The following is a 15,517-nucleotide window of genomic DNA, read 5'->3' on the forward strand; positions in this document are numbered from 1 at the left end:
GGCGCGGCCGGTGCCGCGGGCCCCGTCCCGCCCGACGACCAGGCGACCGCGGTCTTCGGAGCGGCCGGTGCGGGCGGCTTCGCCGCCGCGACCGCCGCGACGCAACGCTATGAGGGCGGCTCATACCTGCCGCCGACCGGCGGCGACGACGGCTCGGGCGGGGGCGGCGACGGCCGCGGCCCGAACCGGAACGTCATCATCCTCGCCTCGATCGGCGCTGTGCTCCTGCTCGGCCTGATCATCGCGCTCGTCGTGTTCTTCACCTCGAACGCGACGCCGGCCGGGAACCCGTCCGCCACCGCTGACGACTCGCCGAGTGCGTCCTCGACGCCGAGCCGGACGCCGTCGAAGTCGCCGACGCCGAGCGCGACGCCGACTCCGACGCCCACCCCGACTCCGACGCCGAGCGCGACGCCGACTCCGACGCCGAAGCCCACTCCGACGGTCGCTCCGGCCAAGCTCGCGGTGACAGCATTCTCCGGTTCCGGCGCTGTGCAGGGCTGCACGAGCGGGTCGACTGACGGCGTCGGGACAGTCACGCTCTCGTGGAGCACAACCGGTGCCGACTCAGTGACTGTGTCCTACGGCCCGCCGAACAGCGAGGTCACCGGCAGCGTCCCGTCCCTCACGCCCAACGGGAGCTCGAACAAGATCCCGTATCCGTGTGATGCAACCTCGATGGTCTACCTGATCTCGGCGTTCAAGGGATCGACGAGCGTCGAAGGCAACGACCCGGTCCCTTTCAGTCGCTGATCGCGGCGAGGCTTCGAAGCCGCGCGGGGCCGGCGTGGCCGCGGGCGGCCTCGTCAGCCAGCGAGTTGGCATACGACAGGAGCCCCGGGCGTCGCGCCCGGGGCTCCTGTCGTGCTCAGTTCGGTCCGATCAGGACTCCGAGGCCGCCGTGTACGCGGACTGGATCGCCGAGCCCCAGTACGGCCCGAACATGGTGTTCGACACCGAGTCGTAGCCGAAGCTGTTGATCGAGTTCTGCGTTCCACCGGCGCCGCCGCCGATGAACCAGGGGCCGCCCGACGAGCCGCCGGTCATGTCGCAGCTCACGCCCTGCGACTCGCTCTGGCCGAACGGGTCGTCCGAGGCCGAGCCGGAGCAGCTCTGCAGCGTCTCGCCGTCGAACGGCGCGGCGGCCGGGTAGCCGTACAGCGTGTAGCCCAGCCCGCGGTCCTGGTTGAAGGCGACGCCGGAGGCACCCACCTCGTCCGAGAGGGTGCCCGATCCGGAGACCACCGCGAAGCCGGTGTCGTAGGTGATGTCGCCGTCCTGCGCCCACTGGTTCGTCGTGTAGAGGTCGGTGGCGGTCCACTGGCCGTACGGGGCGGCGCCGTCGTCGTAGGCGGGCACGAACACCCAGTTCGTGGCGAAGTCGCCGGGACCCTCGTTCACGCAGTGGCCCGCCGTCGAGACGACGCTGCCGTTTGCGGAGGCAACCGAGTTGCCCGAGCAGACGTAGTCGCTGCCGCCGAGCGTGAAGAAGACCTTGCCGATGTGCGCGATCGGCGCGACGGCCGCGGCCGCCGGGGCGACGGCGGCCTTCGTGACCGGCGCGCCCTTCGCCGGAGCCGCGGAGGCTGTGGCGGTCTCGGCGGCCGGCACCTCGGCGGGGGCGGCGGCCTCCATCCGCTCAGCGGTCCAGTACGCCGTCGCGGCCTTCGCCTTCGTGCTCGGCACCGACCAGTGGGCGACGGATGCGGTGCTGTCGTCGGCGGCGGGTGCGGCCTGCGCCGACATCGCCCCGCCGGCCGTCAGCGCCGCGCCGAGCAGGAGCGCCGCTCCGGTCGCGCCGAGACGCGCGGTCTTCTTCGTCATTCGATCCTCGTTCCGTATGGATTCGTTCCGTGTGCTGGAGAGCTCCGCGCCGCTGGGACGGTGCGTGGCACTGATCGTCGCGTCACTCAGGGAACCCGCACCGGAAACCTCGGTTCCCGAAGGACCTGTCGTGAAAACCGAGAAAGGGGTACACGAGCGGGGCTCATGACGTACCCTCCACCCCCCGGATGGGGGACAGATCAGTGGGCCGGATGCCCCACCCGGTGCCCCGGGGGCCAACCGTCGCGCACCTCTGACACACCCGTCCGGACGGTGCCGCGCGGGTACGATGAACGCGGAAGACACACTCAGGCATCCCTTGACGCGATGCCGCCGATATCGAACCGGAGCATCACGATGACCGACGCCACGCCCTCGCGCATCCCCGACCGACCCGCCCTCGAGGGGCTCGAGTCCAAGTGGGACGGGAGCTGGGCCGCAGACGGCACCTACCGGTTCGATCGGGCCGCCGCCCTCGCGGCCGGCAAGGAGTCGGTCTACGCGATCGACACCCCGCCGCCGACCGCGTCCGGCAGCCTCCACATCGGCCACGTCTTCAGCTACACGCACATGGACCTGGCCGCCCGGTTCCAGCGGATGCACGGCCGCCATCTCTTCTACCCGATGGGCTGGGACGACAACGGCCTGCCCACCGAGCGCCGGGTGCAGAACTACTACGGCGTGCGCTGCGACCCGTCGCTCCCCTACGACGCGTCGTTCGAGCCGCCGTTCGAGGGCGGCGAGGGCAAGAGCTCGAAGGCCGCCGACCAGATCCCGATCTCGCGCCGCAACTTCGTCGAGCTCTGCGAGCGGCTGACCGTCGAGGACGAGAAGCAGTTCGAGGACGTCTGGCGCAAGCTCGGCCTCAGCGTCGACTGGAGCCTCACCTACCGCACCATCGGCGACGAGGCGCAGCGGGTGGCGCAGCGCGCGTTCCTGCGCAACCTCGCCCGCGGCGAGGCCTACCAGGCGGACGCCCCCACCCTCTGGGACGTGACGTTCCGGTCCGCCGTCGCGCAGGCCGAGCTCGAGGAGCGCGACCAGCCCGGCGCCTACCACGGCATCACGTTCCACCGGCCGGACGGCGAGACCGTCGAGATCCAGACCACGCGCCCTGAGCTGCTGCCGGCCTGCGTCGCCCTCGTCGCCCACCCGGACGACCCGCGCTACCAGCACCTGTTCGGCACGACGGTCACGACGCCGCTCTTCGGCGTCTCGGTTCCGGTGCTCGCGCACCACCTCGCGCAGCAGGACAAGGGCTCCGGCATCGCGATGATCTGCACGTTCGGCGACACCACCGACGTGGTCTGGTGGCGCGAGCTGCAGCTGCCGAACCGCACCGTGATCGGCTTCGACGGCCGCCTCCTCGCGGAGGCCCCGGCGGCCGACCTGTTCACCGAGCAGGGCACCGCCGCCTACGCGGAGCTCGCGGGCAAGACCGTGTTCAGCGCGAAGGCGAAGATCGTGGAGCTGCTCCGCGAGTCGGGCGACCTCGTCGGCGAGCCGCGCAGCATCCAGCACCCGGTGAAGTTCTACGAGAAGGGCGACCGCCCGCTCGAGATCGTGTCGACGCGCCAGTGGTACGTGAAGAACGGCGCGAACGACCCCGCCCTCCGCGAGCGGCTGATCGAGGCCGGACGCCGCATCGGCTTCCACCCCGACTTCATGCGCGTGCGCTACGACAACTGGGTCAACGGGCTCTCCGGCGACTGGCTCATCTCGCGCCAGCGCTTCTTCGGGGTGCCGCTGCCGGTCTGGTACCCGCTCGACGAGGAGGGGAACCCGGTGCTCGACGCCGCGATCGTGCCGTCGGAGGACGCCCTGCCGGTCGACCCGACCTCGGACACCGCGCCCGGCTACGACGAGTCGCAGCGCGGCGTGCCCGGTGGCTTCGCGGGCGAGGTGGACATCATGGACACCTGGGCGACCTCGTCGCTCACCCCGCAGATCGCGGCCGGCTGGGGCACCGACGACGAGCTGTTCGACCTCGTGTTCCCGTACTCGCTGCGCAGCCAGGGCCAGGACATCATCCGCACCTGGCTGTTCTCGACCGTGCTGCGCGCGGAGCTCGAGCACGGCGAGATCCCGTGGCGCGACGCCGGCATCTCCGGCTTCATCGTCGACCCCGACCGCAAGAAGATGTCGAAGTCGAAGGGCAACGTGGTCACCCCCGCCGGCATGCTCGACGAGCACGGCTCGGATGCGGTGCGCTACTGGGCGGCGAGCTCGCGGCTCGGCACGGATGCGGCGTTCGATCCGCAGAACCCGAAGACGATCAAGATCGGCCGCCGCCTCGCCATCAAGGTGCTCAACGCGGCGAAGTTCGTCTACTCGTTCCCGTTCGACGCGGACGCCGCGGCCGTGACGGAGCCGCTCGACCTCGACCTGCTCGCCGAGCTCGCCGTCGTCGTGCGCACCGCGACCGACGCGTACCGCCAGTTCGACCACTTCCGCGCGCTCGAGGCCTCCGAGCAGTTCTTCTGGACCTTCTGCGACGACTACCTCGAGCTCGTGAAGGAGCGCGCCTACTCCGGCGCCGGCGCGGGTCAGACGAGCGCCGTGACCGCGCTGCGCGCCACCGTCGACGTGCTGCTGCGTCTGCTCGCCCCGGTGCTGCCGTTCGCGACCGAGGAGGTGTGGTCGTGGACGCACGAGGGCTCGATCCACACCGCCACCTGGCCCGTGGCCGAGGAGCTCACCGCCCTCGGCGCCGGCGAGCCCCGCGGCCTGCTGCCGGCGGTGAGCGCGGCGCTCATCGGCATCCGCCGCGCGAAGACCGACGCGAAGGCCTCGCAGAAGACCCCGGTGGTCTCGGCGTCGCTCGCCGGGCCGGCGCTGCTCGCGGACGCCGTCGACGACCTCCGCGCCGTCGGCCGCATCGAGACGCTCGCACTGACCGAGTCGGCCGAGGTCGCGGTGACCGACATCGTGCTCGGGGAGCAGCCGGCATGAGCACCGACGGCGACCGGGCCGGCGGTGCCGGGTCGGGCGTGCTCGTCCGACCCGTCGCGCCGGGCGACGCTGACGCGTGGCGCGGGCTGTTCGGCGCCTACGGCGAGTTCTACGAGACCGCGTTCGACGACGCGCACCTCGACCACGTCTGGGCGCTGCTGCTCGCGGACGGCTCCGGCGTCGACGCGCACCTCGCGGAGGTCGACGGCGCGGTCGTCGGGTTCGCCCACCACCGCTCGCATCCGGACACCTTCGGCCCGGGGCGCGACTGGTTCCTCGACGACCTGTTCGTCGATCCGTCGGCGCGCGGCGTCGGCGCGGCCACGACCCTGATCGCGCACCTGACCGAGCTCGCCCGACTGGACGGCGGCGGCACCCTCCGCTGGATCACCGCGGCGTCGAACGAGCGCGCGCAGCGCGTCTACGACCGGGTCGCGACGCGGACGAGCTGGGTCACCTACGAGGTGCGGCTCTGATGCAGCTCGGCACGCGCTGGAGCATCGGCGACGAGCCGCCGGCCCGGCTGCCGGAGGCGATGGTCGAGGCCATCCGCTCGGTGGAGGCGGAGCTCGAGGCGGATGCCCGAGCCGGCCGGCGCTGGACGCTCACCTGGCTCGAGCGCAGACCGCACGTCGAGCTCGACGACGGCCCCGTGCTGCGGCTCGACGCCGCCGGCGGAGTCGTGCGGATCGACGACCCGGACGACTGAGCCTCCCGGAGGCGGCTTCGGCCGGCTGAGCCGGTCGAAGCCTCGCGACCCTTCCGGATGGCTGAGCCTGTCGAAGCCCTTGCGGGTCGGGGCGGGGCCCCGCGAGGTCACATGTAGCGCGTGACCTGCGATCGCGACATCGACAGCGTGCGGTCGTCGTCCCGACGACGCCACGCCTCCTGGCGGAGGCGGTCGGACTCGAGCTGCTCGTGCAGCGACGGCCGGCGCGACTCGCGCGAACGGGACCACGCCACGAGCGCGACGCCGAGTCGGAAGACGGCCCCGTCGAGGCCGTGCGGGCGGGTGGTGCGAGCGGTGTTCAGCGTGAGAGCGGACATTTCGGCACCTCGTTTCTCTGCTTCGATCATGTCGCGGACCACCGACATCGACGCGGTGTCCGAGGGGGTGCGGAGAGCGGTCATCGCGAGCCGCCCTCGTCGTCCGGGGTGACGTCGCCGTCGACCACCGGGAAGAGGTTCAGGTGGAGCTGCACCGGCCGCGAGCCGGGGTTGCGGCGGCCGCGGAACTCGGTGACCGCGTCGTCGAGCGCGCGCGCCATCCGGTCCTGCACCTGCCGCGCCTCATCGGCGGTGAGCCGCAGGTTCACCGTCGAGATGAGCGCGGTGTCGAGCCACTCCTCGGGCAGGTGCCGATCACCGTGGGTGATGAAGTCGGCGAGCAGCGCCTGCCGGCCGCGCGACCACTCCGCGTTGATGAGGTCCTCGGCGGCGCGCGTGGCGGCATCCGCCCGGTGCGACTCCGATCCGGAGGGCAGCGAGATGCCGCCGGGCACCCGCTCCCACCAGCGCTCCCGCGCCGTGCCGCGGCCCTCGACCTCGCGGACGAAGCCGTGCTTCTCGAGCTGGCGCAGGTGGTAGCTCGTGGCGCCGCTCGACTCGCCGAACCGGTCCGCGAGACCGCTGGCGGTGTTCGGGCCGTAGACGGAGAGCGCGTCGAGCACGGCGATGCGCAGCGGATGCGCGAGCGCCTTGAGCGCGACCATGTCGAGGGTGCGCCCCTCGAGGCCCGCCGGGATCTTCCGGTCGGGGGCCGGCCGATCGGCCGGGTCAGGTGTGCTCTGTGCCATGCCGACCACGATACGCGTGCAAAGAATCCTTTGCAAGTACTTCTTTGCAATTGATCTTTTGCAACGATGCGTTTGCAACGCTTTCTTTGGAGTGCTCGGGGAGCGCGCTTAGGCTGGACGCATGACGAACCCGTTCCTCGAGCCGAGCACCCTCCCCCACGGACTCCCGCCGTTCGCGGACATCCGCGACGAGCACTTCGAGCCGGCGATCGAGCAGGGCATGGAGGAGCAGCTGCGCGAGATCCGTGCGATCACCGTGCGGCGCGACATGCCGACGTTCGAGAACACGATCGAGTCGATCGAGCGCAGCGGCCGCACGCTCACGCGCGCGCTGCACGTGTTCTTCAACAAGTCGTCCGCCGACTCGAACGACCTCACGAACGCGCTCGAGGAGGAGCTCGCGCCGAAGCTGGCCGCGCACGAGGACGCCATCCGCCTCGATCCGCAGCTCTACTGGCGGGTGTCGCAGCTCTTCGAGCAGCGCGAGCACGCGGACTGGACCCCGGAGCAGCGCCGCCTCGTCGAGAAGCGCTACGAGGAGATGACCCTCGCCGGCGCGGGCCTCGACGACGCGGCGAAGGAGCGCCTCCGCGACCTCAACGCGCGCCTGTCGAGCCTGCAGACCCGCTTCGAGAAGAACCTGCTCGCCGACACGAACGACCTCGCCGTCGTCGTCGACGACGCGGCCGAGCTCACCGGACTCGACGCCGGCGGCGTCTCCGCGACCGCCGAGGCGGCGAAGGAGCGCGGCCTCGAGGGCGGGCACCTCATCACGCTGCCCCTGTTCAGCGGGCATCCGTACCTCTCCGCGCTGTCGGATCGCGCCCTCCGCGAGCGGATCATGGCCGCCTCGCGCGCCCGCGGCATCCGCGGCGGCGAGCACGACAACCGCGACCTCGTGCTCGAGATCTCGCGCCTGCGGGCGGAGCGCGCCGAGCTGCTCGGGTTCGCGAACCACGCCGCGTTCGTCACCGCCGACCAGACCGCGAAGACCCCGGAGGCCGTCGCGGCCATGCTCGACCGTCTCGCTCCCCCGGCCGCCCGCAACGCGCGCGCCGAGCAGGGTGCGCTCGAGAAGCAGGCCGGCGGACCGGTCGAGAGCTGGGACTGGGCCTACTGGACCGAGAAGGAGCGCGTCGCGACCTACGACGTCGACACCGCGGCGCTGCGCCCGTGGTTCGAGGCCGAGCGGGTGCTGCAGGACGGCGTCTTCTTCGCCGCGAACCGCCTCTACGGGCTGACGTTCGCCGAGCACCCGGAGCTCGTCGCCTACCACCCGGACGTCCGCGTGTTCGAGGTCTTCAACGAGGACGGCTCGACCCTCGGGCTGTTCCTCTACGACCTCTACACGCGCGACTCGAAGCGCGGCGGCGCCTGGATGAACTCGCTCATCGACCAGTCCGAGCTGCTCGGCCAGTCGACCAGCATCGTCGTGAACAACCACAACGTGCCGAAGCCGGCCGCCGGCGAGCCGACGCTGCTCACCTTCGACGAGGTGAACACCCTCTTCCACGAGTTCGGGCACGCGCTGCACGGCCTGTTCGGCCACGTCGCGTACCCGTACTTCTCCGGCACGTCGGTGGCGCGCGACTTCGTGGAGTTCCCGAGCCAGGTCAACGAGATGTGGATGCTCTGGCCCGAGGTGCTCGAGAACTACGCGAAGCACTTCGAGACCGGCGAGCCGCTCGACGCCGCGATCGTGGAGCGGCTGCACGCGTCCGAGCGGTTCAACGAGGGCTTCGGCACGAGCGAGTACCTCGCCGCCGCGCTGCTCGACCAGGCCTGGCACCGGCTGTCGGCATCCGAGGCGGCGGCGGTGACCGACGTGGCGGCGTTCGAGGCGGCGGCGCTCGCGGCCGTCGGGCTCGACAACCCGGCCGTTCCGCCGCGCTACTCGTCCACCTACTTCGCGCACACGTTCTCGGGCGGCTACGACGCGGGCTACTACTCCTACATCTGGAGCGAGGTGCTCGACGCCGACACGGTCGAGTGGTTCAAGGAGAACGGCGGACTCGTGCGGGCGAACGGCGACCGGTTCCGCGCCCGCCTGCTCGGCGTCGGCGGCTCGAAGGACCCGATGGAGGCGTACCGCGACTTCCGCGGCCGCGACGCGGTGATCGAGCCGCTGCTGGAGCGCCGGGGACTGCAGTAGAGCCGGCGGGCGCGGGTGCGGGCGGGGGCGGCGGGCTCTGGTGCTGGACGCATCCGTTCCGCTTACGCGTGTGTCGACTGCGCACCGTTGTCAGTGCGCAGCCGACACGACGATGCGCAGTCGGCAGCGGGCCAACCGTCGGATGGGCGGTCAACCGATTCCTGACGCAGCGAGGAGTCGTCCGAGTCGCGGGCGATCGGCCGCGATCGCCATGTCCCAGCGCACCACCGTCCTCACCTGCCGGCGGAGGCGATCCTCTCGGCGCTTCTCGCGCCAGATCGCCTCGGCCGTAGCCTCGCCGGTTCGGCCGTACTTCACGTGTCCGTCGAACTCTCCCGCCACATCGAACTCAGGCCAGTAGAAGTCCGGGTACATGTCGCCCTCGGCGTCGGCGAACCGGCGCTGGAGGACGGGGCTCGGCAGTCCGAGACGATCGATCTGCACGCGGCTGAGTGACTCGCCCGGAGACTCCGAGCGCTCGTCGGCGAAGCGGAGCGCATCGCGTGCCGACGCGCTGCCGCGGCCACGGGCGGCCGCCAGCAACTCGGCCTCGAGCTCCGCGCGCGTCGTGCGGATGATCCCATCAGACGCCGGGATCCCCGCGAGCGCAGCGTCGATGGTGACGACGGCGGACGCGAACCCATCCGAGCGTGCCGTGTCGACGACCGTCCTCGCGAGGCAGGTGAGCGCGATCCCGCCCCGCATGACGATCCGAGTCGGCCGGTCACTCGCGAGGTGAGCGACACCCGCCGTCGAACGGCCGCCCGAGAGGACCCAGTCGTGCGCCTCGACCCGAGTCGGCCACTCATCGAGCCTCGGAAGATGCCAGATCGCTGCTGCCGATCGACCGCCGAACACATAGCGGCGGGGAGCGATGAGCTCACGTGCGCGAACGAGTGCACGATGGCGCTCGTCGTCGAACGTGCCCTCCGGCCACGGGCGGCGATAGACGCCCCGCACGACCCGGATCAGGGCCCCCGTCTTCGCCAGGGCCGCGAGCTGCGCGCGCTCGCTCGCCGTGGCGGCTTCCGCAGTACGCACGAACTCCGAACGCCACGACTCATCGGCGTCGGCGACCAGCGGCACACCCCGATAGACCATGCCGTGAGGATCGCGCCGCAGGCAGTCGCGTGGATCGCGTTGCGGCCGCACTGTGGAGGGGAGGGCCCCGCCGAGCCTCTGTGAGTTCTTCGGCCACGGCCCGGCTGCGTACCGTCGTGGCGACTGCGGACCTACGTGGGTGCGCAGTCGCTTCGCGCGTACGCGAGACGCATCTGCGCGCGGGCGAGGCGCCAGCTCAGGCGGCGGAGGGCGCCAGCGCCTCCAGCGTCTCGACCCGATGCGCCAGCTCGCCGCCCTGGGTCGCCAGGATGAGCTCGTCGGCGCCGGTCTCCTCGACCAGCGCGTCGAGCCTCGCGCGCACACCCGCGACGTCGCCGACGGCCTGCATCGCGAGGCGCTGGTCGACCCAGTCGTTCTCGGAATCCGTCCACGGATGCGCCTCCGCCTCCTCGATCGAGGGGACGCGCGGCAGCAGCACGCCCTGCCGCATCCGCAGCATGACGAGCGCCTGGGGCAGCGCGCGCCGGCGGGCCTCGGCCGGCGTCGGGGCGACGACCGTCGAGACGGCGAGCATGGAGTGCGGCTCGCGCAGCACCACCGACGGCGTGAACTCGCGGCGGTAGAGGTCGAACACGGCCGGCGTCTGCTCCCCGCCGGCGAAGTGGTGCGCGTACGCGAACGGCAGGCCCATCATCCCGGCGAGGCGTGCCGAGAAGTCGCTCGAGCCGAGCAGCCAGAGCTCCGGGGCGTCGCCGAGGCCGGGCACGGCCAGGATCCGACCGCCCTGCCCGCCCTCGAGCGGCGGGATCGTGCCGAAGTACGCGAGCAGCTCGATCACCTGGTTCGGGAAGTCGTCCACCGTCTCCGCGCCCACGTTGCGGCGGATCGTCGCCGACACGAGCGGATCGGTGCCGGCCGCCCGCCCGAGTCCGAGGTCGATCCGGTCGCCGTGCAGCCCGACGAGCGTGCCGAACTGCTCCGCGATCACGAGCGACGAGTGGTTCGGCAGCATGACCCCGCCCGACCCGACTCGGATGCGCTCCGTCGCGGCGGCGATCGCGCCGATCAGGACGGCGGGCGACGAGCTCGCGATCGACGGCATCCCGTGGTGCTCGGCGACCCAGAAACGCGAGAAGCCGAGGCGGTCGGCGGCGCGGGCCGCGTCCACCGTGGCGGCGAGGGCCGTGGCGTGGGTACCGCCGGAGACGACGGGGGCGAGATCGAGGACCGAGAGGGGCGTGCTCACGCTCTGCTCAACGACCGCGGGAGGGCGGGGATTCCGGATGCCCGGCTCGAGCCCGCCTCACCCGGCCGCGCGGCTCCCTCGCCGCCCGAGCGTGAACACGAGCATCAGCACCCCGCCCGCGATCAGCCCCCAGAACGCCGAGCCGATGCCGGCGACCGAGATCCCCGACGCGACGACGAGGAAGGTGGCGATCGCGACGATCCGGTGCTCCGGCGCTTCGAGCGCGGTCGCGATCGCGGAGACGAGCGCCCCGAGCAGGGCGAGTCCGGCGAGCGCGGTGATGAGGATGGAGGGGCTCGCGACGACCAGCGCCCCCGCCACGCCGGCACCGAGGCCGAGCACGAGGTACGCCGATCCGGACGTCACGGTGGCGATCCAGCGCCGCCGCGGGTCCGGCGAGGCATCGGGTCCGGCCATCATCGCCGCGGTGATCGCGCCGAGGTTGAGCGCGTAGCCGCCGAAGAACGAGGTGGCCGCGGTGGCGAGCCCGGTGCCGGCGAGGATCGCCCGGGCCGGCGGACGCTCGTAGCCGAACGTCGTGAGCACCGCGAAGCCGGGGACGTTCTGCCCGGCCATCGTGACGATGTAGAGCGGGATGCCGAGGCCGACGAGTACGGCCGGCTCGAACGTCGGGAGTACCGGCACGACCGCCGGCGCGAGGTGCGCGCCGTCGGCCCAGCCGGGTCCGGCGGCGATCACGATGGCGACGGCCGTGGCGACCACCGCACCCGGCACGGCCCAGCGCGGCGCGAACCGGAACAGCACGACCCAGACGACGATCGCCGGCAGCGCGAGCGCCGGCAGCTGCACCGCCGCCTGCGCGGGCGCGATGCAGATCGGGAACAGGATGCCGGCCAGCATCGCGGAGGCGATCGGCTTCGGGATGGAGGTCATCGTCCGCGCCAGCCAGGGCCAGAGGCCGGTCAGCAGCAGCAGGATGCCGCAGAGCAGGAACGCGCCGACGGCGGCACTGAAGTCGTGGGTGGTGCCGGCGGCCGCGACGAGCACCGCAGCACCCGGCGTCGACCAGGTGATGCTGATCGGCAGGCGGAACCTCAGGCTCAGCACGATCGCGACGAGGCCCTGCCCGACGCAGAGCACGAGCAGGCCCGAGGCCGCCTCGGCCGGGGTGGCGCCGACCGCGCGGAGGCCCGCGAGCAGGAGGACGAACGAGCTGGCGAACCCGGTGACGGCGCCGATCAGCCCCGCGGAGACGGGCTGGAGCACGTCGAGCCGGGGCCGCGGCGCGGGGCCGGCATCCGGGGGCGGCGGGACGGTGGACATGGGCCTCTCAGCCTAGGGCCGACCCCGGGTGCCGGAACGCGGTGCGCGCCGGACTACGCCGCGTGCCGCGCGGCGTGCTTCTCGACGACCGTGCGCCCGTGGTCCTGCGCGAGCGACTCGGCCGACGCGCGCAGCTCGGCGGCGACGTCCGTGAAGGCGTCGAGCGCCGGGTTCACGCCGACGAGCGTGAACTCGCGGGTCACGACGTGGAGGTCGAGGCCCCAGACGTCGGCGAGGACGCGGCGGAGCCAGCCGGTGGAGTGATCCCAGCCCTCCTTCGGCGTGCCGGGTCCGTAGTTGCCGCCGAGCACCGTGGCGAGGATGGCGGGGCGTCCCGCGAGCGCCTGGCCGGCGGCCGGGCCGAGACGCGGGTCGGTGTAGGCAAGGTCGAACCAGGTCTTGAAGGTCTGGGCGACGCCGTAGTTGTAGAGCGGCACGGCGAACAGGAGCGCCTCGGCTCCGAGCACCTCGTCGGCGATCTCGGCAGCCAGTGCGACCGCCGAGGTCTGCTCGGCGCTGCGGTCGGCCTCCGGCGTGAACCCGGCCGTGACGGCGGCGGCCCAGGCGCCGGCGGGCACCGGGTTGCTGCCGACGTCGCGGCGGACGATGTCCGACCCGGGGTGTGCGGCGCTCCACTCGGCCTCGGCGATGTCGGCCAGCGCGCGGCTGGCCGAGGTGGCGGGCATGATGCTGGCGTCGAGACGGAACAACGACACGGGATGGACCTCCATGGTTCTCGTAGTCGCTCCGGAAAAACTAGCGACTCCTGGAAGGCTAGCACGACTACGATGGAGGCATGCCCGAGGTCGAGGAGAACGTGCGGATGTGCGACGCCGCCGTCACGCTCGCGTTCTCGATCCTCGGCAAGCGCTGGAACGGCATGATCCTGGCCGTGCTCGGCGGCGGCGCGCACTCGTTCGCCGAGCTGCGCCGCGCCGTCACGGGCATCAGCGACACCGTGCTGTCGGACCGGCTCACCGAGCTGGCCGAGGCCGGGCTCGTCAGCCGAGAGGTGGATGCCGGACCGCCGCTCGCGGTCAGCTACCGGCTCACGGACGCCGGCGTCGAGGTGATGCCGACGATCGAGCAGCTCGGCGCCTGGGCGCAGCGCAACCTCGTCGCGCCGACGGCGCCGACGCAGGCACCGGCCGCGGGCTGAGCCCTACGCGCTCTTCTCGGCGCGACGCGGCGCGCGCGGCACGATCGTCGGCGCGGCGTTCTCCATCACGGCCTCGCGGGTGACGACGACCCGCCCGACCTCGTCGTTCGACGGCACGTCGAACATGATCGGCCCGAGCACCTCTTCGAGGATCGCGCGGAGTCCGCGGGCGCCGGTCTGGCGCAGCACGGCGAGGTCGGCGATCGCCTCGAGCGCGGCCTGATCGAAGTCGAGCTCCACGCCGTCGAGCTCGAACATCCGCTGGTACTGCTTCACCAGCGCGTTCCTCGGCACGGTGAGGATCTCCATGAGCGCGGCCTGGTCGAGCGGCGACACCGTGGTGACGACGGGCAGGCGGCCGATGAACTCGGGGATGAGCCCGAACTTGTGGAGGTCCTCCGGCAGCACCTCGCTGAAGAGCTGCGCGTCGTCGCGCTTCGAGTGCAGCGGGGCGCCGAAGCCGATGCCGCGCTTGCCGACGCGGTTGGAGATGATGTCCTCCAGGCCCGAGAAGGCGCCCGCCACGATGAACAGCACGTTCGTCGTGTCGATCTGGATGAACTCCTGGTGCGGGTGCTTGCGGCCGCCCTGCGGCGGCACCGAGGCGACCGTGCCCTCGAGGATCTTCAGCAGCGCCTGCTGCACGCCCTCGCCGGAGACGTCGCGCGTGATCGACGGGTTCTCGGCCTTGCGGGCGATCTTGTCGACCTCGTCGATGTAGATGATGCCGGTCTCGGCCCGCTTGACGTCGTAGTCGGCGGACTGGATGAGCTTGAGCAGGATGTTCTCGACGTCCTCGCCGACGTAGCCGGCCTCCGTCAGCGCGGTGGCGTCGGCCACGGCGAACGGCACGTTGAGGCGCTTCGCGAGCGTCTGCGCGAGATAGGTCTTGCCGCAGCCGGTGGGGCCGATGAGCAGGATGTTCGACTTCGCGATCTCGATGTCGTCGAGCTTCACGTCGGCGGAGGCGAGCGTCTGGCGCGCGCGGATCCGCTTGTAGTGGTTGTAGACGGCCACGGAGAGGGCGCGCTTCGCGGGCTCCTGTCCGATCACGTACTCCTCGAGGAAGTCGAAGATCTGGCGGGGCTTCGGCAGGTCGAACTCGCTCGAGGTCTCCTCGCCGGCCTCAGCCAGGCGCTCCTCGATGATCTCGTTGCACAGCTCGACGCACTCGTCGCAGATGTACACGCCGGGACCGGCGATCAGCTGCTGCACCTGCTTCTGGCTCTTGCCGCAGAAGGAGCACTTGAGCAGGTCGGCGCTCTCACCGATGCGAGCCATCTGGGTCTCCCTCCCCCGGAACTGTGCTTCGAAGCCTAACCCGATCGGCAGACCGAGCGGTGGACCCCGGAGGGGGGATGACGGCGCGTGTCTGCTGAGGGCAGAACGGCCCGGTCCGCCCTGCCTAGACTGGCCGCATGCGGGATCGGCGGCAGCGAGCGCTCCGCGGCGTCGCGGTGGGGTCCGTCGCACTGCTCGCCGGGGCGGCCGGTCACGGCATCGCCGGCGGCGGCACGCCCGGCTGGCTCGCGCTCGTGATCGGCGCGGCGTTCGCCGTCCCGCTCGGCGTGGTGCTCGCCTCCGCTCGCCCGTCGCTCCCCCGCACGGCGGTCATCGTCGTCCTCGCGCAGGCGGCGTTCCACTACCTCTTCTCCGCCCTCGGCTCGCCCGTGCTGCAATCGGGCGCGCACCACCACGGCGCCGCGGCCGTGACCGGCAGCGCGGCGCCGGCCGCGGCGCCGGAGCATGCAGCCATGGCGCACGGCTCGCCGCTCTCCGACCCGCCGATGGCGCTCGCGCACCTCGCCGCGGCGCTCGTCACCGTCGCGGTGCTGCGCGGCGCCGAGACGGCCCTGGTGCGGATGCTGCTCCGCCGGCTCGCCGTCGCGCTCGCCCTGGTGGTGGCGCCGGCGCCGTCCTCGGCCTCCGTCGTCCGCCCGGCCGGGCGGATCGTCCCGTCGCTCTCCCGCCGCGCCCTGGTCGCGCGGCCCCTCCGCGGTCCTCCGGCGCTCTCGCCCGCCTGACCCCGTCCTCGTCCCGTC

15 protein-coding genes are annotated in these 15,517 nt (G+C 72.2%); 6 read left to right on the forward strand and 9 right to left on the reverse strand.

Going from position 1 to position 15,517, the window contains the following annotated elements; all coding sequences use genetic code 11:
* Positions 1-107: 107 nt before the first annotated feature.
* Together AC1RSJ_RS13260 and AC1RSJ_RS13265 are read right to left on the reverse strand one after the other, a co-directional pair.
* The gene (locus tag AC1RSJ_RS13260) at positions 108-458 is read right to left on the reverse strand and encodes a hypothetical protein (RefSeq protein WP_493118874.1); all 351 of its coding nucleotides are present in this window, start codon (positions 456-458) and stop codon (positions 108-110) included.
* Between the two features lie 424 nt (positions 459-882).
* The gene (locus AC1RSJ_RS13265; RefSeq protein ID WP_493118875.1) at positions 883-1,824 is read right to left on the reverse strand and encodes a trypsin-like serine peptidase; all 942 of its coding nucleotides are present in this window, start codon (positions 1,822-1,824) and stop codon (positions 883-885) included.
* Between the two features lie 357 nt (positions 1,825-2,181).
* On the opposite strand from AC1RSJ_RS13265, the gene valS reads away from it, so the two are divergent.
* From valS to AC1RSJ_RS13280, 3 genes are read left to right on the forward strand one after another with little or no spacing between them, the layout of a single operon-like run.
* Complete coding sequence (valS, locus tag AC1RSJ_RS13270; protein WP_493118876.1) at positions 2,182-4,776, forward strand: valine--tRNA ligase; 2,595 nt, start codon at positions 2,182-2,184, stop codon at positions 4,774-4,776.
* Positions 4,773-5,252, forward strand: a complete 480-nt coding sequence (locus AC1RSJ_RS13275; RefSeq protein WP_493118878.1) for a GNAT family N-acetyltransferase — start codon at positions 4,773-4,775, stop codon at positions 5,250-5,252. Before valS ends, AC1RSJ_RS13275 begins: the two co-directional genes overlap by 4 nt.
* The gene (locus AC1RSJ_RS13280; protein ID WP_493118879.1) at positions 5,252-5,485 is read left to right on the forward strand and encodes a hypothetical protein; all 234 of its coding nucleotides are present in this window, start codon (positions 5,252-5,254) and stop codon (positions 5,483-5,485) included. Before AC1RSJ_RS13275 ends, AC1RSJ_RS13280 begins: the two co-directional genes overlap by 1 nt.
* A 107-nt stretch (positions 5,486-5,592) precedes the next feature.
* Here AC1RSJ_RS13280 and AC1RSJ_RS13285 read toward each other — a convergent pair whose 3' ends face one another.
* Together AC1RSJ_RS13285 and AC1RSJ_RS13290 are read right to left on the reverse strand one after the other, a co-directional pair.
* Positions 5,593-5,823 (reverse strand): hypothetical protein, encoded by a 231-nt coding sequence (locus AC1RSJ_RS13285; protein WP_493118880.1) that lies wholly within the window; start codon positions 5,821-5,823, stop codon positions 5,593-5,595.
* 80 nt (positions 5,824-5,903) lie between these two features.
* Complete coding sequence (locus AC1RSJ_RS13290; RefSeq protein ID WP_493118881.1) at positions 5,904-6,572, reverse strand: helix-turn-helix domain-containing protein; 669 nt, start codon at positions 6,570-6,572, stop codon at positions 5,904-5,906.
* Between the two features lie 121 nt (positions 6,573-6,693).
* On the opposite strand from AC1RSJ_RS13290, the gene AC1RSJ_RS13295 reads away from it, so the two are divergent.
* Positions 6,694-8,724, forward strand: coding sequence for a M3 family metallopeptidase (locus tag AC1RSJ_RS13295; RefSeq protein WP_493118882.1), 2,031 nt, complete (start codon positions 6,694-6,696; stop codon positions 8,722-8,724).
* A gap of 150 nt (positions 8,725-8,874) precedes the next feature.
* On the opposite strand, the gene AC1RSJ_RS13300 is transcribed toward AC1RSJ_RS13295, so the two are convergent.
* The 4 genes from AC1RSJ_RS13300 to AC1RSJ_RS13315 form a co-directional block, all read right to left on the reverse strand.
* A complete protein-coding gene (locus AC1RSJ_RS13300) occupies positions 8,875-9,825 on the reverse strand; it encodes a hypothetical protein (RefSeq protein WP_493118883.1) in 951 nt (316 codons plus the stop codon).
* Between the two features lie 196 nt (positions 9,826-10,021).
* Positions 10,022-11,032, reverse strand: coding sequence for an LLM class flavin-dependent oxidoreductase (locus AC1RSJ_RS13305; protein WP_493118884.1), 1,011 nt, complete (start codon positions 11,030-11,032; stop codon positions 10,022-10,024).
* 57 nt (positions 11,033-11,089) lie between these two features.
* Positions 11,090-12,316 (reverse strand): benzoate/H(+) symporter BenE family transporter, encoded by a 1,227-nt coding sequence (locus AC1RSJ_RS13310; RefSeq protein WP_493118885.1) that lies wholly within the window; start codon positions 12,314-12,316, stop codon positions 11,090-11,092.
* Positions 12,317-12,369: 53 nt separating this feature from the next.
* Positions 12,370-13,047 (reverse strand): FMN-dependent NADH-azoreductase, encoded by a 678-nt coding sequence (locus tag AC1RSJ_RS13315; RefSeq protein WP_493118886.1) that lies wholly within the window; start codon positions 13,045-13,047, stop codon positions 12,370-12,372.
* 65 nt (positions 13,048-13,112) lie between these two features.
* On the opposite strand from AC1RSJ_RS13315, the gene AC1RSJ_RS13320 reads away from it, so the two are divergent.
* Positions 13,113-13,475, forward strand: coding sequence for a winged helix-turn-helix transcriptional regulator (locus AC1RSJ_RS13320; RefSeq protein ID WP_493118887.1), 363 nt, complete (start codon positions 13,113-13,115; stop codon positions 13,473-13,475).
* Between the two features lie 3 nt (positions 13,476-13,478).
* Here the strand turns inward: AC1RSJ_RS13320 and clpX are convergent, their stop codons facing one another.
* Positions 13,479-14,756 carry an ATP-dependent Clp protease ATP-binding subunit ClpX gene (gene clpX, locus AC1RSJ_RS13325; protein ID WP_493118888.1) on the reverse strand — a complete coding sequence of 426 codons (1,278 nt, stop codon included), beginning with the start codon at positions 14,754-14,756 and terminating at the stop codon, positions 13,479-13,481.
* A 137-nt stretch (positions 14,757-14,893) separates the two neighbouring features.
* Here clpX and AC1RSJ_RS13330 point away from each other — a divergent pair, with 137 nt between their 5' ends.
* On the forward strand, positions 14,894-15,499 hold the full coding sequence (locus AC1RSJ_RS13330; RefSeq protein ID WP_493118889.1) for a hypothetical protein: 606 nt from the start codon (positions 14,894-14,896) through the stop codon (positions 15,497-15,499).
* Positions 15,500-15,517 lie beyond the last annotated feature (18 nt).

The sequence above is a fragment of the Schumannella sp. GW821-FHT10F01 genome, assembly GCF_058809295.1.

Excerpts from the sequence above, each read along its gene's own strand:
- AC1RSJ_RS13265 (WP_493118875.1), bottom strand. The coding sequence starts at position 1,824 with ATGACGAAGAAGACCGCGCGTCTCGGCGCGACCGGAGCGGCGCTCCTG.
- valS (WP_493118876.1), top strand. The coding sequence starts at position 2,182 with ATGACCGACGCCACGCCCTCGCGCATCCCCGACCGACCCGCCCTCGAG.
- AC1RSJ_RS13275 (WP_493118878.1), top strand. The coding sequence starts at position 4,773 with ATGAGCACCGACGGCGACCGGGCCGGCGGTGCCGGGTCGGGCGTGCTC.
- AC1RSJ_RS13280 (WP_493118879.1), top strand. The coding sequence starts at position 5,252 with ATGCAGCTCGGCACGCGCTGGAGCATCGGCGACGAGCCGCCGGCCCGG.
- AC1RSJ_RS13285 (WP_493118880.1), bottom strand. The coding sequence starts at position 5,823 with ATGTCCGCTCTCACGCTGAACACCGCTCGCACCACCCGCCCGCACGGC.
- AC1RSJ_RS13290 (WP_493118881.1), bottom strand. The coding sequence starts at position 6,572 with ATGGCACAGAGCACACCTGACCCGGCCGATCGGCCGGCCCCCGACCGG.
- AC1RSJ_RS13295 (WP_493118882.1), top strand. The coding sequence starts at position 6,694 with ATGACGAACCCGTTCCTCGAGCCGAGCACCCTCCCCCACGGACTCCCG.
- AC1RSJ_RS13300 (WP_493118883.1), bottom strand. The coding sequence starts at position 9,825 with ATGGTCTATCGGGGTGTGCCGCTGGTCGCCGACGCCGATGAGTCGTGG.
- AC1RSJ_RS13310 (WP_493118885.1), bottom strand. The coding sequence starts at position 12,316 with ATGTCCACCGTCCCGCCGCCCCCGGATGCCGGCCCCGCGCCGCGGCCC.
- AC1RSJ_RS13315 (WP_493118886.1), bottom strand. The coding sequence starts at position 13,047 with ATGGAGGTCCATCCCGTGTCGTTGTTCCGTCTCGACGCCAGCATCATG.
- AC1RSJ_RS13320 (WP_493118887.1), top strand. The coding sequence starts at position 13,113 with ATGCCCGAGGTCGAGGAGAACGTGCGGATGTGCGACGCCGCCGTCACG.
- clpX (WP_493118888.1), bottom strand. The coding sequence starts at position 14,756 with ATGGCTCGCATCGGTGAGAGCGCCGACCTGCTCAAGTGCTCCTTCTGC.
- AC1RSJ_RS13330 (WP_493118889.1), top strand. The coding sequence starts at position 14,894 with ATGCGGGATCGGCGGCAGCGAGCGCTCCGCGGCGTCGCGGTGGGGTCC.